We start from the raw sequence: 23,298 nt of genomic DNA, 5'->3' as shown, positions 1-23,298 counted from the left end.
ATTTTTGAAGGCTAATTTAGGTTTCACTCGTTTTTCCGTTCGAGGAAAACAAAAGGCGACAAATGAATTAGCCTTTGCATTAATGGCGGTGAACTTGAGGAAGTTCACCGCCAAAAACTCCAAAAAAATAAATAACGATGATAAATTTCTATCAAAAAAGAATCCAAGCCGCATTTTAATGACTTGGATTCTTTTTTTATTATTTTTGGCTAGTTATGTCCCAGCCTCATTCTTCTATACCCAACAATCACTTAAAAAATTAAGTGAAATACTTTCATTCAGCGTAAGTGTCCGAAACTTTCTACTGGAGGTCCGCAGTCCAGACACCTCTCGCGCCTGCTGAGCGACCGTCAAGCCTCCTCGCGCTGAGCACTAAGGGGTCTCGCCAGGCTTACTTCCGAACAGGAAGTTCTAATGCCGGCGTTGGTCACAGGACGTGACCGTTCTTAGCCGGCCTTCAGCAGGAGTCTCGAGGTGTCTGGACTGCTACCAGGAAAGGTCGAATTTAGATCACTGTTTATTATTCCAAAGATATAATTTTTATCGTGATATAGCACTGGAATATATGCGATTAATAATAATCATCTTTACCAGTTCAGTTGCCCGGGGGACGGTGACTCCTGCGGGAATAGCACGAGTCTGGAAACCCCGCAGGGCGGCGGCCCGAGGAGATCTAGCAGTGCCTAAGGATGCGCATCCGTCCCCCGGGCAACTGAACGGCGATTAGAGAGCAAACTATGAGAACGTGCAAAACCCTTGCGCTGAATGAAAGTAATAGTATTTTTGTAAAAGTTTTGTGTGGTTTGGTCAGCTGGTTTGGGCTATGAAAATTGGATGTTATGCTATCAAGTTAGAATGAAAGGTTGTGAAGAAGATGCGGATGTTTTTAATTGGCTTACTCATATTCAGCTTGCTCGAAATCGGATTACTCGTTTGGGCAGGCAGTCATATAGGGGTCTGGTGGGTATTATTTCTAATCGTATTCACCGCTTTTCTTGGTTTGATTTTTGGCAGAATTCAAGGATTTGGAACATGGAATCGAGTGCTTCGATCCATGGAGAGACAGGAAGTGCCGACTGCTGAAGTGATAGATGGTCTCTGCATTCTTATTGGAGCCATTTTGCTCATTACGCCGGGTTTTATTTCCGATTGTATAGGATTGATTTTACTTCTGCCATTCACTAGGAATTTACTGAAGCGTTATATTGCAAGACTCCTTCATAGGTTTGTGCAAAAAGGTACAATCATTTACCGCCGTTTTTAAATATCTCCATTGACATAGTTGATCAACCAGCGGAAAAAACCGGAATCGTACATTCCCTTAAATAATACAATAAATATTGGTGCGAGAATTAATCCAGTGATTCCAAATACTTTGAGTCCGATAAAGGCAGCCATCAGCCAGGCGAGCGGATGAATGGCTAGATTCATGGAGTATATTTTCGGTTCGATTAATTGTCTTACTATGATTACAATGCCGTACATTACAGCAAGTCCAATCGTCAGGCTATAATTTTCCGATAAAAAGGAATAGCCAATCCATGGGATGAATAATAGGCCTGTTCCGACAAAAGGGATTAACTCGACAATTATCATAAGTAATGCAATCGTTAAAGCATGTTCGATCCCAATTAATAATAATCCGAAGAATATAATATGAAAGGAAATCGTAACTAGAATAATTTGTGCTTTCACATATCCGAATGTTGATCGCTTTACGTAATAGGTAAGATGTTGCAAGCCTTTATTCCATCTAGTTGGAAAGCGTTCTGCAACAAATGTTTTCACACGAGGAAAATCAGCCGATAATAGAAAACTTGCAAACAAAATGAAGAAGGTAACGGTAAGTGCTTCCGGGATCACAGCAAGATTACGCGGCAGTGCCAATAATAGCTGTTGAAAAAAAGCGCCAACCAGACTGCCGATATCCTGAAATAAATTGCTGAAATACTCTTGAATGAAAAGTTGATCACTTGGTGATAGCTCATTGAAGAATCGAAAAATCTGTTCATAAAGCGGCACAATATTTGATTGGAAGTAATATTCCACGATTGCACCAAAATGTTGGAACTGTCCCGGCAAAATGTCTGCAAGGTAGGTAACACCTTCATAAATCTCTGTCACGACAAGAAATAGTATGCCAACCATCAAGAACAATAAAATTAAAAGAATAACAATACTAGCAAAAGGGCGAGGGAATTTAGCTTTTTCTTGCAGGAATTTTACCCCAGGTTCCATGAACGATGTTAATAAAAAAACACATATGGCCGGGATCATAATGGAAAATGTATAACGGATAACGAAATAGCTGCCGATACAAACTAGTAAAATGATGCAGCTTTTTAATATTTTTGATAAAATTGACTTGTCCATAGAAATCCCCCAAATAATTCTATCTTTAAGAGGTTGTTTCACCACATGTTATTAAGATACATATGCGAGCAGGTGAAAAATAAGACTGCAATACAAGGAATTTAGCGGTCTTTTATAGTATTTAAGCACTTTCAATTCACTTTAACCGGCAATTACTATATAATTAAATTTGGGGAAGACAATATTATATCAAAACAGCACTAGATAGATTTTGAAAATTGACTAACTATGCAAAAGAAAGCCGTTACATATAATATTGTCATTGAGTGAATGAACATATAGAAAAGGAGAGGTTTAAGTATGACAACTACAAAGGGGTTAGAAGGTATAGTAGCAGCCGAATCATCGATTAGCTCAATTATTGATGACCAACTTACTTATGTTGGGATTCCAATTGATGACTTAGCAGAAAATGCAAGCTTTGAAGAAGTAGTCTATCTGCTTTGGCATTTAAAACTGCCGAATAAGACAGAATTAGAAGAATTACGTAAAGAGCTAGTCGAACATATGAAAGTTCCAGAAGGCTTGATTAATCATTTTAAATCTTATGACTTGAAAGCTGTTCATCCAATGGCAGCACTTCGTACGGCAATATCTTACATGGGGCTCAGCGATCCGGATGCAGACCAAGTCGACGCAAAAACAAATATGAAGAAAGCAATTCGTATTCAAGGGAACATGGGCGCAATTGTGACAGCGTTCGCAAGACTTCGTAATGGAAAAGAACCTGTACAGCCAATACCAGAATATACATTTGCTGAGAACTTTATTTACATGTTAAATGACAGAGATCCGAAAGATATTGAAGTAGAGGCAATTGATAAAGCGCTTGTCCTTCATGCTGATCACGAGCTTAATGCTTCAACATTTACAGCTCGCGTTTGTGTCGCTACATTATCCGACATGTATTCCGGTATCACTGCAGCGATTGGGGCACTGAAAGGACCACTTCACGGTGGTGCGAACGAGGCAGTAATGAAAATGCTGAGTGAGATCGGTGAAGTAGACAATGCACTCCCATATATCAAAGAAAAACTAGCGAATAAAGAAAAAATTATGGGTATGGGCCACCGTGTATATCGTAACGGGGATCCGCGTGCAAAGCATTTGAAAGAAATGTCCAAACAACTGACTAATTTAATCGGTGAAGAGAAATGGTATGAAATGAGTATTAAAATTGAAGATTACATCAAAGAGGAAAAAGAGTTGCCTGCGAACGTTGACTTCTACAGTGCATCCGTTTACCATAGTTTAGGAATTGACCATGATCTATTCACTCCGATATTCGCAGTCAGCCGTACATCTGGATGGCTTGCACATATTCTGGAACAATATGAAAATAATCGCCTGATTCGTCCGCGTGCAGATTACGTTGGACCGAAGCATGCAAGGTTTATTCCACTTGAAAATCGTGAGTAATTAAGTTATAGATAGTTAATAGGAATAGCTGGATATCTTTCCGGCTATTCTTGATGAATACATATAGGAGGTTGTTGTAATGACACAGGGAGAAAAGATTGTAGTAGAAAATGGAGAACTAAAAGTACCAAATAATCCAATTGTACCTTTTATCGAAGGGGATGGAACTGGTCCGGATATTTGGGCAGCAGCAAGCAGAGTAATTGATGCTTCTGTTGAGAAAGCATATGACGGAGAAAAGAAAATCGATTGGCTCGAAGTATATGCTGGGGAAAAAGCATATAATAAATTTGGCGAGTGGCTTCCACAGGAGACGCTTGATAAAATTGATGATTACAAAATTGCAATCAAAGGTCCATTAACAACGCCAATTGGTGGTGGATTCCGTTCCTTGAACGTAGCATTGCGCCAAGAGCTGGACTTATACACATGCTTGCGCCCGGTTCGTCACTTCAATGGTGTTCCTTCACCAGTAAAACGACCTGAAGACGTAGATATGGCTGTTTTCCGTGAGAACACAGAAGATATTTATGCGGGTATCGAGTGGGAAAAAGGCTCTGACGAAGTGAAAAAAGTAGTTGATTTCTTACAAAATGAAATGAGTGTAAAAAATATCCGTTTCCCAGAAACCTCTGGTATCGGTATCAAGCCAGTTTCTGAAGAAGGAACGAAGCGTCTCGTTCGCTCGGCAATTGAATATGCAATAACAGAAGGACGCAAGAGTGTTACACTTGTGCACAAAGGAAACATTATGAAGTTTACAGAAGGTGCATTTAAACAGTGGGGCTATGAAGTAGCTGAAGAGGAATATGGCGACAAAGTATTCACTTGGGATGAATATGACCGTATTGTAGAAAAAGAAGGAAAAGATGCTGCAAACAAAGCGCAAGACGAAGCAATTGCTGCCGGCAAGATTCTAGTTAAAGATGCCATTGCCGATATCTTCTTGCAGCAGATCTTAACTCGTCCAAGAGAGTTTGATGTCGTAGCTACCATGAACTTGAACGGTGACTATATTTCTGACGCACTTGCTGCACAAGTAGGTGGAATCGGAATTGCTCCAGGAGCAAACATCAACTATAGCACGGGTCATGCAATCTTTGAAGCAACACACGGTACAGCACCTAAGTATGCTGGCTTAGATAAGGTTAATCCTTCATCTGTCATTCTATCAGCAGTTCTCATGTTAGAACATTTAGGCTGGAGAGAAGCAGCAGACTTGATTACAGCTTCCATGGACAAAACTATTGCGTCCAAGGTTGTAACTTATGATTTCGCTCGTCTCATGGACGGAGCAACTGAAGTGAAATGTTCCGAGTTCGCAGATGAACTAATCAAAAATCTATAAGAACAATTAATCAAACCACCATTTTATGTCGTTTTCATAGAATGGTGGTTTTCCATTAGAAGAAAAGGTCTTTCCGGGATCCGCAGCCCCGATACCTCTCGCTTTCCCTGGGCAATGAAGAATTGCAGTTCATTCTTCACTGCTGGTGAAGCACTAAGGGGTCTCACCTAGGCCTGTCCTCCCACAGAATGCTCGAGGTATCGGGACTGCTCCCAGGAGATATTCTAGTTAGAACTTCTGTTCATGTTATTTTGTATTGGATTACAAATCTTTATAAAAATAGGTAGCTTTATCTTAGCGGAAGAAATATACGGAGACTCCTGCTGGAAAGCGGAGACGATGAGACCCCGCGGAAAGCGTAGTGTATTTCTGGAGCGATAGACATCTTTCATACTAATTTACTGTAAACTTAATGAATTTCATAATACGTATTTAATGCTTCACCATCACCATATGTAGTTGAGTTGGTTTCGTTCCCAACTACATATGGTGATGGAAAAGCCGACTTTGGTAATTATGAAATTCATTCAACTATGTTAAGATTTCTTAATAATATGTTATTTGATATACGCCAGAGCGGTTTAAATGATATGATAGAAACGTATAGATAGATTACTAGTTGTTAGAGGGGACGAGAAATCAATATGAGTCAAAAAATTCTTATCGTGGATGATGAAAAGCCTATTGTTACATTATTAAAATATAACTTGGAAAAATCCGGCTTTGTGACTGACGAAGCCTATGATGGTCTAGAGGCTGTCCGCAAAGCAGAAACGCAAAGATTTGATTTAATTGTACTTGATTTAATGCTCCCAGGAATGGACGGTATCGAAGTCTGTAAACAATTACGAAATAATAAAATTGATACACCAATTCTTATGCTGACGGCAAAGGATGAAGAATTTGATAAAGTTCTTGGACTAGAACTTGGAGCGGACGATTATTTAACAAAACCGTTTAGCCCGAAAGAAGTCATTGCAAGAATCAAAGCTATTTTACGGCGAGCAACGAAAACGAACCAAAATCATTTCAGTTCCATCGCCATCGGCAATTTGGTTATTTATCCGGAAAGATATGAAGCAGAACTAAATGATAAAACAATAACGTTTACGAGAAAAGAGTTTGAATTACTTTATTACCTTGCTAAAAACAAAGACAAAGTGATTTCACGTGATCAGCTGCTCAGTGGGGTGTGGGACTATGATTTTGTAGGGGATACACGGATTGTTGATGTGCATATTAGTCATTTACGAGATAAAATTGAACCTGATACGAAGAAACCAATTTATATCAAAACGATTCGGGGATTAGGTTATAAAATGGAGGAGCCCGCTAAATGAGTGGGCCTTTTTCTAAAGTATTACTCTCCTACATGGTTGGTTTATTTATTATCGTACTTATTGCTGGGTTGATTATTTCTACTCTTGTCGAAAATATAATTTTTTTGATTGCTGTACTTGTCATTGTCTTTGTTTCTATCAGTGTTCTTTTTATTCGAATTTATAATGATTATATTTTACCGATTGAACAGGCATCAGACACAATTAATGAAATTGGCAAAGGGAATTACCGAGCAAGATTTCACAATACGAGGAATCCACTGCACAGTAAATTAAGTACAAATATTAATAAGCTAGCTAGAGAACTGACAGAGTTCTCTCTTCAAGAGCAAATTCAATCTGAACAGCTTTCAACGCTTATTGATAATATGGCGAGCGGACTTGTTTTGCTTGATGAGAGAGGATATATTCATCTTGTGAATCGAAAATTTATCGATTTGTTCGGTAAAACGGAAAAAGATTATGTCGGTTACTTATATTATAATGTGTTAGAAAATGAGACACTGCAAGAGACGATTCAAAAAGTGTTTCTTTATGAGGGAAGAGTAAAAGATACCTTCAAACACTATATCGGGATTGAGAATATGTATATTGAGATCTCAGGAGCCCCGATCATCAATGAACGGAATATTCTTAAGGGAGCCGTACTTGTACTTCATGATATAACGGAATTGAAGAAATTGGAAGGTATGCGAAAGGACTTTGTCGCTAATGTGTCCCATGAATTACGGACACCGATAACTTCAATTAAAGGATTTTCAGAGACATTATTAGATGGAAACCTTGATGACTTGGAAGCGGTAAGTCAATTCCTGCAAATTATTTATCATGAGAGTAATCGGATTCAAATTTTGATTGAAGATCTGCTTTCTTTGTCAAAATTGGAAAGTGAGAGTTTCAGACTCGTCCTGCATAAAATAAATGCTCCAGAGTTGGTGGAATCACTCATGCCGGCGCTAGTCTTTAAGGCGGAACAAAAGGATATCTTCTTCACAACGGAAGTGGAGGATATCCAGTTTAAAGCGGACAAGGATCGGATTAGCCAGGTTATCATCAACCTTGTGAATAATGCCTTGAATTACACGCCAGAAAAAGGGGAAGTTTCCTTAAGTATCTTTAAGGCGGGGAGCCAAGTGAAAATTGAAGTTCGTGACACAGGAATTGGTATCCCGGAGGATGAATTACCACGTGTGTTTGAACGATTTTATCGCGTCGATAAAGCTAGGGCAAGAGATTCGGGAGGTACTGGTTTAGGACTGGCCATTGTGAAGCATATTGTTGAAGTGCATGACGGAGAAATACGAATCGATAGTGAACCAGATCAAGGTACAATCATTAGGGTCTGCCTTCCAGCATAAGCAATCAGCTTATGCTTTTTTTTCGTTTTTATAATTACGACGACCGGCATCAAGCTGGGAATTTCGTTATTTTGTCTTTTATTGGCCTAGAGTGATAAAATAAGAGTAACGAGAATGTAAATTGGAGGAATCCGGATGGGAAATAAATTAGTGCTTATCGATGGAAACAGTATTATTTACCGGGCGTTTTTTGCCCTGCCTTTATTAAATAATGATAAAGGTGTGTATACAAACGCTGTATACGGTTTTACGACGATGCTACTGCGAATATTGGAAGAAGAGAAGCCGACTCATATGCTTGTCGCTTTTGATGCAGGAAAGACAACCTTCCGTCACGACACGTATAAAGAATATAAAGGTGGCAGACAGAAGACACCACCTGAATTGTCGGAACAATTTCCGGTTCTGAAGGAATTGCTTGATGCTTTTCAAATTCCTCATTATGAGTTGGAACGGTATGAAGCGGATGATATTATCGGAACTTTCTCCAAGGTAGGGGATAACGAGGACTGGGAAGTTACAGTCATTTCGGGGGATAAAGACCTCTTACAGCTTGTGTCTGATCACGTGACCGTCCATGTGACGAAAAAAGGAATCAGTGAGGTTGATAAATATACTCCCGCCTTCCTTGAGGAAAAAATCGGCATCTCATCTGAGCAAGTAATTGATTTCAAAGCGCTGATGGGTGATAGTTCCGATAATATCCCAGGTGTACCGGGAGTTGGTGAAAAGACTGCTTTAAAACTGTTAAAGCAATATCCGACACTGGAAGAAGTATATGAAAACATTGAGAAAATAGGCGGGAAGAAATTAAAAGAAAATCTTACGAATCATAAAGAGGAAGCCTTTATGAGTAGAAAACTTGTTACAATCGACCGTGAGTCTCCGATTAGTATCTCAACAGATGATATTGTTTTTACCGGGTTTGAGAAGAATCAAGTGATTGCTGTTTTCAAGGAACTCGGGTTCAATTCGCTTCTGAACAGATTTGCAGCAGATGCAGGTGAAGAGGAAGAAGAAACAGTTCCAATGAGAAAGCTTGACTATGAAATTGTTTCAAAAGTGGATGAAACAATCTTTAGTGGTGATAGTGCGTTAGTCGTTGAAATCATTGAAGAGAATTATCATCAGGCTCCGATTGTCGGATTTGGTGTAGTCAATGAATCAGGTAATTATTTTATCCCGACGGATCTCGCTCTCGAATCCGTTGCATTTAAAACGTGGGCAGAAGATCCAGCGATGAAAAAAGCTGTGTTTGATGCAAAAGAAACAGTTGTTGCTCTCCTTCGAAATAATATTGGAATCAAGGGGATTACGTTTGACATGCTTCTAGCATCGTATCTCTTGAATCCATCTGAGAACAATCATGATATCCCGGCAATTGGAAACAGACACGGTTATACGGATATCCTCTTTGATGAGGAAGTGTACGGGAAAGGCGCTAAGATGAAGGTGCCTGAAAAAGAAATAACAGCTGAGCATATTGCAAGAAAAGCGCTCGCATTATTTGAATTACAGGCAGGTATGACCGAGCAATTGAAGGAAAATGAGCAATATGAATTACTGGCAGAGCTGGAAATGCCGCTTGCTTTAATTTTAGGTGAGATGGAGCATCAAGGTGTGTTAGTCGATACAGACCGTCTGAAAGAAATGGAAGTCGATTTAAAAGCAAGATTAGATACGTTAATTCATGAAATTCATGAGCTTGCCGGTGAAGAATTTAATATTAATTCCCCGAAACAGCTCGGACCGATTTTATTTGAAAAATTAGGGCTACCTGTCATTAAAAAGACAAAGACCGGTTACTCGACAGCTGCTGATGTACTTGAACAATTGGAACAAGAACATGAAATTATTCCGAAGATCTTGCTCTATCGCCAGCTTGGAAAATTACAATCCACTTATATTGAAGGGCTATTGAAAGTTGTGGATAAGGATACAAGCAAGATCCATACCCGCTTCAACCAGGCACTTACTCAAACGGGAAGATTAAGTTCGGTCGATCCTAACTTGCAAAATATCCCGATCCGTTTGGAAGAAGGGAGGAAAATCAGGCGCGCATTCGTACCATCTGAGAAGGATTGGATTATTTTTGCTGCAGATTATTCGCAAATCGAATTACGGGTGCTCGCTCATTTTGCAAAAGATGAAAAACTGGTAGATGCTTTCCAACATGATATGGATATTCATACGAGGACTGCGATGGATGTATTCCATGTTGAGAAAGATGCAGTGACATCAGATATGCGTAGGCAAGCAAAAGCGGTGAACTTCGGTATCGTTTATGGAATTAGTGACTACGGTCTTTCACAAAACCTTGGAATCACTCGGAAAGAAGCGAAGCAATTCATTGAACGTTATTTCGAAAGTTATCCAGGGGTAAAGGATTATATGGATGACATTGTTCAAACTGCAAAACAGCAGGGATATGTAACGACAATCATGAACCGGAGAAGATATTTACCAGAGATTACAAGCCGGAATTTCAATAGAAGAAGTTTTGCAGAGCGAACAGCAATGAATACGCCGATTCAAGGAAGTGCCGCTGACATTATTAAGCAGGCAATGATCGACCTTCATCATAAATTAAAAGAAGAGAAGCTCGAAGCCCGTATGCTTCTGCAAGTTCATGATGAACTGATCTTAGAAGCACCGAAATCGGAATTGGATCGATTAATTGAAATAGTACCAGCAACAATGGAACAGACGATTGAAATACTCGTACCGCTCAAAGTTGATTATGAGTACGGGAAAAGCTGGTTTGACGCTAAATAAGGAGACTAGGAAATGCCGGAGTTACCAGAGGTAGAAACGATAAAACGAACACTTGAACATTTAACTCAAGGGAAAACAATTGCAGCAGTTGAGGTTCATTGGGGAAAGATTATTAAGCATCCGGAAGATGTGGAACAGTTTAAGCATCTATTGATTGGCCAGACGATAAGGCGGCTAAGCCGGAGAGGGAAATTCCTGTTATTTTATTTGGATGACTACTGTTTGGTTTCCCACTTACGGATGGAAGGGAAGTATCGGGTTGTTCCAACAGAAACAGAGAAAGATAAACATACCCATGTTATTTTCACCTTTACAGACGGGGATGCACTGTATTATCATGATGTCCGCAAATTTGGCACGATGCATCTTTATCCAATTGGGGAAGAGATGGCACACGACCCACTTCGTAAATTAGGCCCAGAACCATTTGATTCGTCCTTCAGTTTTTCTTATTTCAAAGAGAAACTGAATAAGACGGAGCGATTGATTAAAGCAGTATTGCTTGATCAATCGGTTGTAACTGGTCTAGGCAATATATACGTGGACGAGACGTTGTTTAAAGCAGGGGTACACCCGATGAGACGGGCAAACACGTTAAAAAATAGTGAGATTGAAAAAATTAAAGATGCGGCAATCATCACCTTGACTGAAGCTGTTGAGGCGGGAGGTACAACAATCCGTTCTTATGTGGATTCAACTGGCGAGATGGGCATGTTCCAACAGGAGCTGTTCGTCTATGGGCAAGAAAATGAACAATGCAAACAGTGCGGACAAGAAATAATAAAAATGAAAGTGGCTGGCAGAGGTACCCACGTATGTACCAAATGCCAGCCACTCTAAAGGGGGGAGAAAATCTTGAGTTTAATCATTGGTTTGACTGGCAGTATTGCAACAGGGAAAAGTACCGTTGCTAACATGTTTAGAGAACTTGATATTCCGGTCATTGATGCAGATATATTAGCAAGAGAAGTAGTGGAACCTGGAGAAACAGCTTATAAAAAAGTTGTTCAGTCTTTTGGTGAGGATATCTTGCTTGAAGATCAGACGCTTAACCGGAAACGGCTCGGTGAAATTGTTTTTAGCGATGAGGTGAAACGGAAGCAATTAAATAATATCGTCCATCCTGCGATACGGAAAAGATTGATTGAAAAAAGAGACCACTTCATTACGTCGGGAAATCGTTGTATTGTTCTTGATATTCCGTTGCTGTTTGAGAGTAAGCTCGAACATTTTGCAGATAAAACCCTCGTCGTTTATGTCAATCAGGAGATTCAATTACAGCGATTAATGAAACGAAACGAATTTACAGAGGAAGAGGCGATGCAGCGAATTCTATCGCAAATGCCAGTGGAGGAAAAAGCGGCTAGGGCTGATAGAACGATTAATAATAATGGATCAAAGGAAGAAACATATACGCAATTGAAGCAACTGCTGAAAGAATGGAATGTGCTCGAAGCAGATAACTAGTAGCAGTGCCGAAATCAAACAGCCTGCATAAGATATGAATAAGAACATCCAACTTTGATAATATTAAAATATTGTAATTATGATGGAAATAGCACACATCCCAGACTTAATGTGTTATACTAATTGTAATAATACATAATAAAGTATAACTTATTGGGAGGAATGGGTTAAAGATGGATAAAATTCGTATCGCAATTAATGGGTTTGGACGTATCGGGAGAATGGTTTTCCGTCAAGCTGTTGTAAATGAACAATTTGAAGTCGTAGCAGTGAATGCGAGCTATCCACCCGAAACGCTGGCACATTTAATAAAATATGATAGTGTTCATGGTATTTTTGAAGGGGAAGTGAAAGCGCTTGATGATGCGCTGGAAATTAACGGAAAAAAAGTCGAGCTTGTCAGTTCCAGGGAACCAGATAAGCTTCCATGGAAAGAATTTAATATAGATGTTGTGATTGAAGCGACAGGAAAGTTTAAGACAAACGAAACAGCAGGATTGCATCTTCAAGCTGGTGCGAAAAAGGTCGTAATTACGGCACCGGGTAAAGAAATCGATAAAACAATCGTTGTTGGTGTAAATGATGAGGAATATAACGGAAATATCCACCATATTGTATCGAATGCATCCTGTACGACGAACTGTTTAGCACCGGTTGTGAAAGTACTGGATGATCGTTTCCGTATCGTGAACGGATTAATGACGACGGTTCATGCATTCACAAACGACCAGCAGAACTTGGATAACCCACATAAAGACTTGCGCCGTGCGCGTGGCTGCACACAGTCCATTATCCCAACTTCCACAGGAGCTGCGAAAGCACTTGGAGAAGTATTACCACATCTGAATGGCAAATTGCACGGTATGGCATTACGAGTTCCTACCCCTGATGTATCACTTGTTGACCTAGTTGTTGACGTAGAAGAAAGTGTTACGGTGGAAGAAGTGAATTGTGCCTTTAAAGATGCAGCGGCAAGAGATTATAATGGTATCATTAGTTATATGGAGGACCCGCTTGTGTCCATCGATTTTACAACAACCGATTCATCAGCAATCATTGACGGGTTATCAACAATTGTCATGGAGGATAAGAAGATTAAAGTCCTTGCTTGGTATGATAATGAATGGGGCTATTCTGCACGCGTTCTTGATCTGACGAAATTAGTCGGCGAATCGCTATTGTACAAACAAACTGCTAAAATATCATAACGTGAAACTTCTAAAAGATGCATTTTTCGTTCTGTGGGCAGCCGGACGAAGATGCATCTTTTTAGAATTTAAAAATGCCGTTTTTTGAATCGGATAGAAGATTTCACGGAAACATGTTAAAATAAAGGATATATTATTTTTACATTTAGAAGTGGGAGCTTCTATCCTAAAAAATGAACTTGTTTGAAGGTAGAGAGGTGAGCGAAGTTGCATTGTACAAACTGTAATTATAAAAATACAAAAGTAACCGATTCCCGTCCAATTGAAGACGGAAGAGCGATTCGTCGTCGTAGAGAATGTGAACGATGTGGTCAGCGTTTCACAACATTTGAACGGATGGAGGAAGTTCCATTAATCGTCGTTAAAAAAGATGGGATGCGTCAAGAATTTTCCCGGGACAAACTGACTCGCGGGTTAATCCGGGCCTGTGAGAAACGGCCGGTTCCTGTTGAAACGATGGAAGAGATTGCGCTTGAGGTTGAAAAAGAATTAAGAAGTCTCGGTTCGTCAGAAGTGGACTCGGAATTAATCGGAGAGATGGTGATGGAGAGACTTTCTAAGGTTGATGAAGTGGCCTATGTTCGCTTTGCCTCAGTCTATCGTCAATTCAAAGATGTAACTGTTTTTCTAGATGAATTGAAAGAATTGATTAATACAGAAGAACAAGATGAAGCGGAAAAGGAAGAATAAAAAGGGTGAATATCCAGTGAAAAGCATAGGACAGCTATTGCCTGTCGATGGATTTTTTGTTCGAATGGACAAAGCATTGCCTGTCGATTATTTGCAATCATTGACACATCTATATCAACCGCTTATCGGTTCTGAGGCACTCATGCTTTATTTGACACTTACGAATGAAGTATCCCTGCAGGCTGAAAGAATACCGCAAACACATCATACATTAATGAATTATATGATGCTGCCACTAGATAAAATTTATGATGCCCGTTTGAAATTAGAAGCTATCGGCTTACTACGAACATTTAAACAAGAAAAGGACGAACTTACGGTTTACACATATGACCTGCAGTGTCCGTTCGATTCAAAAAGTTTCTTTGAAGAAGCGATGTGTTCCTCCCTCCTCTATCATCATCTTGGAGAGCAGAGGTTTAACCAGCTAAAAAAACTGTTCGCGGGAAATGAAAATTTGGAAACTGGTGAGAATATTACCGTGGATTTTCAAGAAGTGTTCCAAACTACCCCTACAGAAGGCATGGTTCAGGTGACTGTTTCCGAACATGTGGCAATTGAAGAAGATGGAACCGTCGATTTTCAGTGGCTGGAACAAATGTTAAAACAGCGGATGATACCTGTTTACCGAGTCCTGACAAAAGAAAATCGGAAATTGATTTCTCATATGCTCATCCTTTATGACTTGGAAAGCTTTGAAATTGATAAAGCGGTCAATTGGTCACTGAATGAGGAGAATTATCTCGATAGGGAAGAGTTTAAACAAGCTTGTCATGATATTTACGTGGCGAAAAGTAATAGCCGGCCAATTCGACTTGTTGAGAAGAAAGAAGCGAACGAGCAAACGGCCGAAGCGGAAGATCTGAAAAAGCCGCTTACGAGAGAAGAATTATTAATTCGTGAATTAGAAACCATTACGCCGAAACAATTACTCGAAGACTTATCAAGCGGAAGTTCAGCATCCGCCCAAGATATGAAATTAATCAGTGATGTAATGACGACACAAGGACTCCCGCCAGCCGTCATGAATGTTCTTATTCATTATGTGCTACTCCAGACAAACATGAAACTGTCCAGAGCATATTTAGAGAAAATCGCAAGTCATTGGTCCCGGGCGAAATTACAAACAGCAAGAGAAGCAATGGAATTTGCGAAAAAAGAAAAGGCGAATTATGAACAAGCGAAAGCAAAACGAGCAGATAATAAACAAAGAAATTACGGGCGGACCGCTAGTAATGATATTGTACCGGATTGGTACAAGTCAGGGAAACATAAAGAGAAAAAAGAAGAAAAAGAAACTCCTGCGATGAACAATGAGCAATGGAAGGTCGCGCAATTGCTGCAACAATATTCAGAAGGAAATTAAACGAGTCGTTAAAAGGGTGATTTTTAGTGAAACCAATCCAGTCAAGCTTAAAAGCGTGGATGAATCGAAGTGAAAGTTTTAAAGAAAATTATCAAAAAATGAAACAAGAACTCCTTCAAGATGCAGAAATTAAAGAGTTCCTCGCTATTCACCCGGAATTAGCTCAAGAAGAGATTGATAAAAGTCTAATTAAATTATATGAATATAAGTCTCAATCAAAGCAATGCGATCAATGTGCATCCTTTGGGCAATGTATAAATATGGTTCAGGGGTACTCACCGATATTGCAAGTGACAGGGGATGAGATTCATATCCGTTATGAAAAATGTCATAGCAGATTACTTGCCGAAAAGGAACAAGAGCAGAATAAATTAATTCAGAGTCTATACATGCCAAAAGAAATATTAGAGGCGAGACTATCTGATATTGATAATGATTCTTCGAGAACGCAAGTATTATTAAAAATATTTGCCTTTCTGGAACAAGCGAAACAGGAGATACCGAAAAAAGGCTTATACTTACACGGGATTTTTGGTGTAGGAAAAACTTTCCTATTAGGAGCTCTTGCCAATGAATTAAAAAAGTACAATATATCATCAACGATCATTTATATGCCTGAATTTGTAAGAGAAATGAAGGCCTCGTTAAAAGATGACTCCGTAAACAAGAAGATGGATCTCTTTAAAACGACTGATATTCTCATGTTAGATGACATCGGTGCTGAGATGCATTCCGCATGGTTCCGAGATGAAATTTTAAGTTCCATTCTGCAATACCGCATGATGGAGGGGCTGCCTGTCTTCTTCACATCTAATTATAATTTGGAACAACTCGAAACCCATCTTGCAACAACAAGAACAGGTGTTGAAACACTAAAGGCAGCAAGAATCATTGAGCGAATCCAACAAGTGAGCGACATCATGCAAGTTCAAGGCTATAACCGCAGGAAATAATGAACTCTCTAGAGGTTGTTCAAAAAGTCCGGTAAAAATGACACTTCGAACTTCTTCGTTGGCTCGCTTTTCCGCTCCTCATGTACCTACTAACGTACATTCCGGTGCGAAAAGCTTCGCCGCCTCGAATTTTTCGGTCCTTTTTATCCTCCTTTTTGAACACAACTTCTAGTAAAAAATGGAATTAATACTAGAAGGGAGTATTTTTACTTAAAACTAGTTTTAGCAGTTTTATCATTTTTTTCACAACTCGTCCATATAATATAGCAGTTTGGTTGTAAATGAGGGTGATGTGAAAAAAATGGATATTTTCTTTGAGTCGGACAAGGAGGTCATAAGTTTTTGTGAGCGATTATTTCAGCAAAACAAACAGATCGCTGTGTATTGGCAAGTCCATGAAAAACGTGGGAATCAACTTACGATTAACGAGGAACCATTAAATGAAATCATTTTCCAGTCGATCGCTGTATCTTTGGTCAATGTTTATGTCACACATCGGTTAAGGAGTATTATCAATGAAATCATTCAAGATACTTATTATTTTACAGATGGGCATGAAATCGAGCAGATTTATGAGCATGCAGAATGGATTGTAACTGGAGAGGATGAGGATTGTAAAATACTGCGTAAAAATAAGCATCCAGTTCAATTATTACGTGCAATTTTCCTTATGCACATCCGCAATGCACAAAATGTACATTTCGATTGGATTGTTCAGACTGGCATGAAGGCTTTCAAACAAGACCTTATCCATTATGTTGGACTGGCCATTGATGAGTTCAAGCGAGAAGAAGAACATCAATCATTCATTAATACACTAAGAGAATACATCGTTAAGAAAGAACCTGTCGTACCGCTGATTCATGTGGTTGGAGGAAATATATTCAGTTATTATAAGCTTAGCGGCAGACCGTATTCTAAAGTGGAATTGCGTTCCATCATGGAAAAAGTCCCCCTATATCTGTTTGGTTTACCTGAAGAAGAATGGAACCTGACACCGTTGATTGCACTCGCTCCAGAGAAAATCAAATTGTATGTGGACGATCCATCAAGCCCCAGGACCCAAACAATCCTGAATATATTCCAGGAGAGGGTCGACATTCAAGCATACAAGGATTTTCCATACACGTATTCCACCATTAGAAATAAATAGCGTACAGCAAAATAATTTCAACACTTGATTTTCTAATAAACGGGCGCTATAATACAAGTAATCATACAAATCAAGCGATGAAGAGGACATGATTATTTGTATATTTGTATAGATAAGAGAAGGAAGCCCCGGCTGAAAGCTTTCTGTATACAATCAGATAATTACCACCTCTGAGCCCTGCTGTGGAATTGAAGTAAACGGCAGCGTCTAATCTGCGTTAAAGACTAGAAGCGATTTTTTAAAAATCGGAATTTGGGTGGAACCACGTTATAGAAATATACCGTCCCTTTGCATGAATGCAGAGAGACGGTTTTTTTATTGTTTTACTTATAAATTTGTTATAGGAGATGACTTGTGATGGCAGAAGAAATTACGTTAGTCTTCCCGGATGGGAATAAAAAGGAATTCTCAAAAGGCACAACAGGGGAAGAAGTTGCAGCTTCCATTTCACCAGGATTACGAAAACAAGCATTAGCAATTAAGCTTAATGGTGAACCGTGGGATTTACGACGCCCGATTGAAGACGGCGGAGAGATCCAAATCTTAACATACCGAGATGATGAAGGAATTGATATCCTGCGTCATTCAACAGCACACTTGCTTGCTCAGGCAATCAAACGGCTATACGGTGACGTGAAATTTGGAGTAGGCCCAGTCATTGAAGAAGGATTTTACTATGACATGGATATGGAGCATGCGCTTACTCCGGAAGACCTGCCGAAAATCGAAAAAGAAATGCAACGTATCGTGGACGAAAACTTAGAAATTAAACGGGTTGAGGTTTCAAGAGCCGAGGCGAAGAAACGCTTTGCAGAAATCGGTGACAACCTGAAGCTTGAATTAATTGATGCTATTCCAGAAGGTGAAACGGTAACGATTTATGAGCAGGGCGAATTTTTTGATCTATGTCGCGGTGTGCATGTGCCGAGTACAAGCAAAATAAAAGTCTTTAAATTACTTAGTATATCTGGTGCTTACTGGAGAGGCGATAGCGATAATCAACAGCTGCAGCGAATTTACGGAACAGCATTTGAAAAGAAATCTCAGCTTGAAGAATATCTAAAAATATTGGAAGAGAGAAAAGAAAGGGACCACCGCAAGCTCGGTAAAGAACTCGATTTATTCACTGTCTCTCAAAAAGTCGGTCAAGGATTACCACTGTGGTTACCAAAAGGTGCGACAATCCGGAGAATCGTTGAACGCTACATCGTTGACCTGGAAGAAAAGCTAGGTTATGACCATGTTTATACTCCTGTTCTTGGTAGTAAAGAACTTTATCAGACAAGTGGTCACTGGGATCATTATCAAGAAGATATGTTCCCGTCCATGGAGATGGACAACGAAACATTAGTACTCCGTCCAATGAACTGTCCACACCATATGATGGTCTTTAAAAATCAATTATGGAGTTATCGTCAATTACCGGTCCGGATTGCTGAACTTGGAACAATGCATCGTTATGAGATGAGCGGGGCACTTGCAGGTTTACAGCGCGTACGCGGAATGACGTTGAATGATGCACATATTTTTGCCCGTCCAGACCAGCTGAAAGATGAATTTAAGCGGGTTGTTGAGTTAATCCAGCATGTTTATAAAGATTTCGGAATTGAAGATTATAGTTTTAGACTTTCTTACCGTGATCCGGAAGATAAGGAAAAATATATTGATGACGATGCAATGTGGGAAATGACACAACGTCAATTGAAAGAAACGATGGAAGAATTGGAACTTGATTACGTGGAAGCAGAGGGAGAAGCAGCTTTCTACGGACCGAAGCTCGACATTCAAGTGAAGACAGCCCTCGGTAAAGAAGAAACACTCTCCACCGTACAACTTGATGTGTTGCTTCCGGAACGCTTTGATTTAACGTACATCGGAGAAGACGGAAAAGAACACCGTCCCGTTGTGATTCACCGAGGCGTCGTGTCAACGATGGAACGCTTCGTTGCATTCTTAATCGAAGAATACAAAGGTGCATTTCCAACATGGTTAGCTCCAGTACAAGTGAAAGTAATTCCAGTATCTCCGCAGGTGCATTTCGATTATGCAAAACAAGTCGCTGAATCATTAACAAGAGAAGGAATCCGTGTCGAAGTGGATGAGCGTGATGAGAAAATTGGTTATAAAATTCGCCAAGCTCAAACTGAAAAAGTTCCATTTGCACTCGTACTCGGTGACAAAGAAATTGAAGAAAATGCAGTAACGTACCGTCGCTACGGTGAAAAAGCAACAACGACTGTCTCAAGCGATGTATTTAAAGAGTTGCTAAGAGAAGAGATTGCTAATAAATCGAATAAATAAAGGTTATTCAACAGCTCCGAGAGAAAGCTTTCGGAGCTGATTTGCTGCCTGTCCCTAGATTGTAATAATTTATTCTTCCTTTTGTCTAGCATGAATTTAAAAGATTTAGTATGATGGAATGAGCGAATGTTATTGGGGGATTAATTGGTATGACAGGATCGTTTAGCTTTGTATTAGATTATATCGTAGACAACTTTGGCATAGACAATATTTTCTGGACGCTGTATTTCATCAACCTTATACTTTCAGTAATCGCTTATAAGCTTGGATTTGCAAGAAAGTTATCCGTCGGGAAAAACATTTTTGTCTACTTCATGCTCGTTCTCGGTAATTATATTACGACTATATTCAGCATCATGAGGTTACCGATGACAGAAAGTCTTGTTATCATCTGTATTGTCCTTGTAATTTACCGTACAAGACTTCATATGCAAAGAAAAGCAAAAAACGCCTCGTAGGGCGTTTTTTAATGCTAAAATTAAATATATTCATCTTCTTCCTTATGCTCTTCATAAAGCCTGAATTTGCCTGTTGCGTGTCTTGCTTTTGTTTTTATTCCAATCCGCTCGTAACATTCATCGCATAAATACATATAAGTTCGGCGGTTCCTTAGTCGTTTCGCTTTAAATGAGTCGTCAGGAAGTTCATCGATTTTTTCGCATATTGTACATTTAACTTGCATCCTTTCACCTCATCCATCCTGATGATGAAATAAGTATATCATACTAGGTAAAAGCTAGGAAAATCTTTTTCGTCAATTAAAGGTTTTATTCTTTTTTATAGGGGAATATAAATATAACTTCGTGTTGGAAAGGAAGGGAAAATCGATGAAAAAGCGTAATATAATTACAGCAGTTGGCGCAGGTGTTATCGGAGCAGGTGCAGCAAGCTATTTTTTCCTGAATGAATCACAAAAATCGAAAATAAAAGAATCCGTAAATAATCTTCTCCATAAACAAATGGATACAGGAGAATCGACTTTTGAAAAAGCCGGTCACCCAGATCAGATGGATGCGAAAGACGCCGCGGATTTGGAAAACGCTAAAATGGTATCAGAAGGCTCACAGTTTGGTGTTCAGTACTATAATGAAAAGCAAGAAGAAACGCCTCTCCAATAAAGTGAAACTTCATTTAGCCGGGGTGTTACAGACGGTTCATGTGTGATAATTAATAAAGCGGAGGCCTCCTTATAATATAGGAATGCCTCCGTTTCTCGTTATTCTTTTCGGTGACGTGACTGTTCATCTTCTATTTTCTCTAATTCATTCTTGTCATTTTCATCAAGCATTTCTTTATTATCATCTTGTTCTATTGGCACATCGTCCATAATTGGAAATTCAGGTATCGCTCTCCCGACAATCGCCGCAAGTTCTTCGACAATACCTTGGACAGGATAGCCAGCCTGGATTTGGTCACCCATTCCCCGTACTCGAGCCATAAGGTCCGCGTCAGCTACAACAACAGCGGTTTTACCCCATGGGTCATGATATAACGCTTCAGAAACGGTATATTTAATTGTTCCGACCCGGGAGCGGTCAATATCTTCGTTCACATCAATAGCGACAATCGTATATGGCCCAGCAACAACCGCTGACGCTTCGTTTACTTCTGGTACATTGCTAGCGACGTCTGCAAGATGCTCCGCTATTTCTGTGTTCGTTAACTGTGTATTTTCAGTTTCATTTCTATTTTCCACTTGCATGAAACGATTAGTTGATTGGTCATCATCTCGTGCTGCATTGTCATTACTTTGACATCCGAAAAGCGTGACAAGACTAAAAGCAAGAAAGACCCATTTACGAATATCCATTATTCATACCTCCTAAGTAAAGCTTTACTTATTTTTAGCAGAATAAATTAAAATATTCGCAGGAATTCTTGTCAAATGAAAATAATTAGTCCGAAAGCTGTCTCGAGGTGTCTGGACTGCTACCAGGAAAAACTTCATTTGGAACACTATTTATTATTCTATAAATGTAATCTTCACACTGATGTTATGATGGAATAATTTCTATTTAACATAATCATCTTCACCAGTTCAGTTGCCCGGTGGACGGTGACTCCTGCGGGAACAGCACGAGCCTGGAGACCCCTTAGTGCTCAGCCCGAGGAGCTCTAGCAGTGCCTTAGGATGCGCATCCGTCCGTCGGGCAACTGAACGGTGATTAGAGAGCAACCCATGAGAACGTGCAAAACACTTACGCTGAATGAAAGTAATTCGCTGTTTTTGATTGTGGAACTTGAGCTAGTTAATGATAATCTCGTTAACTCCTTTAATCGGGTCATCTTTATTTGTGCCGTCATTAAAATAAATATGTACAGGACCATCGTCTTTTAATGGCTTACCTTCAAAGGAAAATAACAGGTAGCTATTCGCGAGTTCTTCCAACCCAAGGCTTACTTCATTGCCGTCTGCTTGGACAATTGTGGCATTGGTTGCTCCGTCGTTCACTTCTGCATTTTGATAAAATGGTTTGAAGGGTATCACATAAGTCGATTTTAAAATCTCATCCGCATCTTTACGGGAAATCGGTTTATTGTCATTAGTTGCTTGAACTACTTCCCGGTTAAAACGTTCTTCAGAGCTGAATGGATGCTCTTGTTCTTCTCTAGCATGATGTTCACCGGAAAAAGCTTCTGCAAATTTAATTCTTCTGTCATCAAAAATCCAGACAGTTGGATCAAGTGTAATTGGAAACTTTACATTCCCTTTTAGTGGTATAATCATTTCTTTTGCCCCCATCTTTTTTAATTACCTTATGAATCTCGGAAACACTTTGTAATCGATTCCTTATAATTCTATCAAACTGCTTCAATATTTTCACTTAATCGAGACATAATCTAAGAAAAGCAATTCTTTTATAGGATATCCTTCGATTTTGTTTGCATTTTTTTTTGGCAACCGCTAATATATAAGAAGGAGTCTTTATTACTGGAGGGGATTATTATGGTTCCTGAGGTGACAGTTAATCATCGTGAAAAAGCCCAAGCCCTTCTGAAGGCTGACGCTGACAGAATTTTACGACTAATTGAAGTTCAAATAGAGAATTTAACAATGCCACAGTGCCCAGTCTACGAAGAGGTGTTAGATACACAAATGTTTGGTCTCTCTAAAGAGATTGACTTTGCTGTGCGTTTGAACTTAATCAGCGAGAATGAAGGTAAAGCACTTCTGGAAAATTTAGAGAAGAAGCTTAATATTTTGCATGAAGCTTCACAAAATGCGTTGTGAACGTTTTGTGTATTGATTTTGCAGCAAAACTTTGCCTGAAAGAAATTGGCAAGGTTTTTTTGTTTTAGATATAGGAAATTATAAAATAAAGATTCTGTGGGTAGCTAGAGTTGCTAGCACTAGCCACGTCCGGCTCCAGCGTCCAGCAACTATCAAACTTCACACTCCTTCAATCGATAAGTCAACATCAACTCACTGCGTTCGTTGTGTTTCTTTTATCTCATTCCGGAGTGCTCCAGTTTGTACGTTGCTAAACGGGCGCTTTCGCCTTTGTTTTAGATAAATTCAATAGTAAATGTGGGTGAAAGAAAAACT

Annotated in this window: 22 protein-coding genes, 1 pseudogene and 1 other annotated feature; of the genes and pseudogenes, 18 read left to right on the top strand and 5 right to left on the bottom strand. The window is 39.5% G+C overall.

The genetic code is table 11. The features are described from left to right. Together L3V42_RS08490 and L3V42_RS08485 are read left to right on the top strand one after the other, a co-directional pair. A pseudogene (locus L3V42_RS08490) lies at positions 1-343 on the top strand (hypothetical protein); the annotation flags it as partial. A 531-nt stretch (positions 344-874) separates the two neighbouring features. Beyond that, positions 875-1,264: an FxsA family protein gene (locus L3V42_RS08485; protein ID WP_238471764.1), complete on the top strand. Its 390-nt coding sequence runs from the start codon at positions 875-877 to the stop codon at positions 1,262-1,264. Here the strand turns inward: L3V42_RS08485 and ytvI are convergent. Next, positions 1,261-2,373 (bottom strand): sporulation integral membrane protein YtvI, encoded by a 1,113-nt coding sequence (ytvI, locus tag L3V42_RS08480; protein ID WP_238471763.1) that lies wholly within the window; start codon positions 2,371-2,373, stop codon positions 1,261-1,263. The two genes, L3V42_RS08485 and ytvI, sit on opposite strands and share 4 nt — an antisense overlap. A 300-nt stretch (positions 2,374-2,673) precedes the next feature. Between ytvI and citZ the strand changes: the two genes are divergently transcribed. Together citZ and icd are read left to right on the top strand one after the other, a co-directional pair. Then, positions 2,674-3,792 (top strand): citrate synthase, encoded by a 1,119-nt coding sequence (citZ, locus tag L3V42_RS08475; RefSeq protein WP_235762481.1) that lies wholly within the window; start codon positions 2,674-2,676, stop codon positions 3,790-3,792. Between the two features lie 79 nt (positions 3,793-3,871). After that, positions 3,872-5,140 (top strand): NADP-dependent isocitrate dehydrogenase, encoded by a 1,269-nt coding sequence (icd, locus tag L3V42_RS08470; protein ID WP_238471762.1) that lies wholly within the window; start codon positions 3,872-3,874, stop codon positions 5,138-5,140. A 23-nt stretch (positions 5,141-5,163) separates the two neighbouring features. On the opposite strand, the gene L3V42_RS08465 is transcribed toward icd, so the two are convergent. Next, a complete protein-coding gene (locus L3V42_RS08465; RefSeq protein ID WP_238471761.1) occupies positions 5,164-5,307 on the bottom strand; it encodes a hypothetical protein in 144 nt (47 codons plus the stop codon). Between the two features lie 477 nt (positions 5,308-5,784). Here L3V42_RS08465 and L3V42_RS08460 point away from each other — a divergent pair, with 477 nt between their 5' ends. From L3V42_RS08460 to L3V42_RS08405, 12 genes are all read left to right on the top strand, one after another. Continuing rightward, entirely contained in the window at positions 5,785-6,480 is a 696-nt protein-coding gene (locus tag L3V42_RS08460) for a response regulator transcription factor (RefSeq protein ID WP_238471760.1), read from the top strand. Beyond that, positions 6,477-7,838, top strand: coding sequence for a two-component system histidine kinase PnpS (pnpS, locus tag L3V42_RS08455; protein WP_238471759.1), 1,362 nt, complete (start codon positions 6,477-6,479; stop codon positions 7,836-7,838). Before L3V42_RS08460 ends, pnpS begins: the two co-directional genes overlap by 4 nt. Before the next feature lie 135 nt (positions 7,839-7,973). Beyond that, positions 7,974-10,613 carry a DNA polymerase I gene (polA, locus tag L3V42_RS08450; protein WP_238471758.1) on the top strand — a complete coding sequence of 880 codons (2,640 nt, stop codon included), beginning with the start codon at positions 7,974-7,976 and terminating at the stop codon, positions 10,611-10,613. Positions 10,614-10,625: 12 nt separating this feature from the next. Beyond that, positions 10,626-11,453: a DNA-formamidopyrimidine glycosylase gene (gene mutM, locus L3V42_RS08445; RefSeq protein ID WP_235761691.1), complete on the top strand. Its 828-nt coding sequence runs from the start codon at positions 10,626-10,628 to the stop codon at positions 11,451-11,453. A 15-nt stretch (positions 11,454-11,468) separates the two neighbouring features. After that, positions 11,469-12,080, top strand: coding sequence for a dephospho-CoA kinase (coaE, locus tag L3V42_RS08440; RefSeq protein WP_235761690.1), 612 nt, complete (start codon positions 11,469-11,471; stop codon positions 12,078-12,080). 173 nt (positions 12,081-12,253) lie between these two features. Next, positions 12,254-13,288: a glyceraldehyde-3-phosphate dehydrogenase gene (locus L3V42_RS08435; RefSeq protein ID WP_235761689.1), complete on the top strand. Its 1,035-nt coding sequence runs from the start codon at positions 12,254-12,256 to the stop codon at positions 13,286-13,288. A 207-nt stretch (positions 13,289-13,495) separates the two neighbouring features. Further along, positions 13,496-13,978 carry a transcriptional regulator NrdR gene (gene nrdR, locus L3V42_RS08430; RefSeq protein ID WP_235761688.1) on the top strand — a complete coding sequence of 161 codons (483 nt, stop codon included), beginning with the start codon at positions 13,496-13,498 and terminating at the stop codon, positions 13,976-13,978. 16 nt (positions 13,979-13,994) lie between these two features. After that, the gene (locus tag L3V42_RS08425) at positions 13,995-15,344 is read left to right on the top strand and encodes a replication initiation and membrane attachment family protein (RefSeq protein ID WP_235761687.1); all 1,350 of its coding nucleotides are present in this window, start codon (positions 13,995-13,997) and stop codon (positions 15,342-15,344) included. Between the two features lie 26 nt (positions 15,345-15,370). Next, a complete protein-coding gene (gene dnaI / locus L3V42_RS08420) occupies positions 15,371-16,297 on the top strand; it encodes a primosomal protein DnaI (RefSeq protein WP_238471757.1) in 927 nt (308 codons plus the stop codon). 301 nt (positions 16,298-16,598) lie between these two features. Further along, positions 16,599-17,450, top strand: coding sequence for a sporulation protein YtxC (ytxC, locus tag L3V42_RS08415; protein WP_235761707.1), 852 nt, complete (start codon positions 16,599-16,601; stop codon positions 17,448-17,450). A 68-nt stretch (positions 17,451-17,518) separates the two neighbouring features. Beyond that, positions 17,519-17,741, top strand: a binding site (T-box leader). A gap of 66 nt (positions 17,742-17,807) precedes the next feature. Continuing rightward, complete coding sequence (gene thrS / locus L3V42_RS08410; RefSeq protein WP_235761685.1) at positions 17,808-19,751, top strand: threonine--tRNA ligase; 1,944 nt, start codon at positions 17,808-17,810, stop codon at positions 19,749-19,751. 149 nt (positions 19,752-19,900) lie between these two features. Beyond that, entirely contained in the window at positions 19,901-20,209 is a 309-nt protein-coding gene (locus L3V42_RS08405) for a YlaH-like family protein (protein WP_238471756.1), read from the top strand. Positions 20,210-20,229: 20 nt separating this feature from the next. Here L3V42_RS08405 and L3V42_RS08400 read toward each other — a convergent pair whose 3' ends face one another. After that, positions 20,230-20,433: a YlaI family protein gene (locus L3V42_RS08400; RefSeq protein WP_235761683.1), complete on the bottom strand. Its 204-nt coding sequence runs from the start codon at positions 20,431-20,433 to the stop codon at positions 20,230-20,232. Positions 20,434-20,578: 145 nt separating this feature from the next. Between L3V42_RS08400 and L3V42_RS08395 the strand changes: the two genes are divergently transcribed. Continuing rightward, positions 20,579-20,869: a YbyB family protein gene (locus L3V42_RS08395; protein WP_235761682.1), complete on the top strand. Its 291-nt coding sequence runs from the start codon at positions 20,579-20,581 to the stop codon at positions 20,867-20,869. A 98-nt stretch (positions 20,870-20,967) separates the two neighbouring features. On the opposite strand, the gene L3V42_RS08390 is transcribed toward L3V42_RS08395, so the two are convergent. Then, positions 20,968-21,561, bottom strand: a complete 594-nt coding sequence (locus tag L3V42_RS08390) for a YhcN/YlaJ family sporulation lipoprotein (RefSeq protein WP_235761681.1) — start codon at positions 21,559-21,561, stop codon at positions 20,968-20,970. A 435-nt stretch (positions 21,562-21,996) separates the two neighbouring features. Continuing rightward, entirely contained in the window at positions 21,997-22,479 is a 483-nt protein-coding gene (locus tag L3V42_RS08385) for a hypothetical protein (protein ID WP_238471755.1), read from the bottom strand. Positions 22,480-22,698: 219 nt separating this feature from the next. Here L3V42_RS08385 and L3V42_RS08380 point away from each other — a divergent pair, with 219 nt between their 5' ends. Beyond that, complete coding sequence (locus L3V42_RS08380; protein WP_235761679.1) at positions 22,699-22,983, top strand: Fpa/YlaN family protein; 285 nt, start codon at positions 22,699-22,701, stop codon at positions 22,981-22,983. Positions 22,984-23,298: the final 315 nt, after the last annotated feature.

Origin of the sequence: Oceanobacillus alkalisoli (assembly GCF_022213125.1) — a bacterium.
In the GTDB taxonomy this organism is placed as follows: Bacteria; Bacillota; Bacilli; order Bacillales; family Amphibacillaceae; genus Oceanobacillus; species Oceanobacillus alkalisoli.
Note: the sequence above shows the minus strand (reverse complement) of the source record. Positions and strands in the feature narration are given on the sequence as shown.

Bases quoted from the DNA above. Each gene is read 5' to 3' on its own strand.
- L3V42_RS08485 (WP_238471764.1), top strand. From the start codon at position 875: ATGCGGATGTTTTTAATTGGCTTACTCATATTCAGCTTGCTCGAAATC.
- ytvI (WP_238471763.1), bottom strand. From the start codon at position 2,373: ATGGACAAGTCAATTTTATCAAAAATATTAAAAAGCTGCATCATTTTA.
- citZ (WP_235762481.1), top strand. From the start codon at position 2,674: ATGACAACTACAAAGGGGTTAGAAGGTATAGTAGCAGCCGAATCATCG.
- icd (WP_238471762.1), top strand. From the start codon at position 3,872: ATGACACAGGGAGAAAAGATTGTAGTAGAAAATGGAGAACTAAAAGTA.
- L3V42_RS08460 (WP_238471760.1), top strand. From the start codon at position 5,785: ATGAGTCAAAAAATTCTTATCGTGGATGATGAAAAGCCTATTGTTACA.
- pnpS (WP_238471759.1), top strand. From the start codon at position 6,477: ATGAGTGGGCCTTTTTCTAAAGTATTACTCTCCTACATGGTTGGTTTA.
- polA (WP_238471758.1), top strand. From the start codon at position 7,974: ATGGGAAATAAATTAGTGCTTATCGATGGAAACAGTATTATTTACCGG.
- mutM (WP_235761691.1), top strand. From the start codon at position 10,626: ATGCCGGAGTTACCAGAGGTAGAAACGATAAAACGAACACTTGAACAT.
- L3V42_RS08435 (WP_235761689.1), top strand. From the start codon at position 12,254: ATGGATAAAATTCGTATCGCAATTAATGGGTTTGGACGTATCGGGAGA.
- ytxC (WP_235761707.1), top strand. From the start codon at position 16,599: ATGGATATTTTCTTTGAGTCGGACAAGGAGGTCATAAGTTTTTGTGAG.
- thrS (WP_235761685.1), top strand. From the start codon at position 17,808: ATGGCAGAAGAAATTACGTTAGTCTTCCCGGATGGGAATAAAAAGGAA.
- L3V42_RS08405 (WP_238471756.1), top strand. From the start codon at position 19,901: ATGACAGGATCGTTTAGCTTTGTATTAGATTATATCGTAGACAACTTT.
- L3V42_RS08400 (WP_235761683.1), bottom strand. From the start codon at position 20,433: ATGCAAGTTAAATGTACAATATGCGAAAAAATCGATGAACTTCCTGAC.
- L3V42_RS08395 (WP_235761682.1), top strand. From the start codon at position 20,579: ATGAAAAAGCGTAATATAATTACAGCAGTTGGCGCAGGTGTTATCGGA.
- L3V42_RS08390 (WP_235761681.1), bottom strand. From the start codon at position 21,561: ATGGATATTCGTAAATGGGTCTTTCTTGCTTTTAGTCTTGTCACGCTT.
- L3V42_RS08385 (WP_238471755.1), bottom strand. From the start codon at position 22,479: ATGATTATACCACTAAAAGGGAATGTAAAGTTTCCAATTACACTTGAT.
- L3V42_RS08380 (WP_235761679.1), top strand. From the start codon at position 22,699: ATGGTTCCTGAGGTGACAGTTAATCATCGTGAAAAAGCCCAAGCCCTT.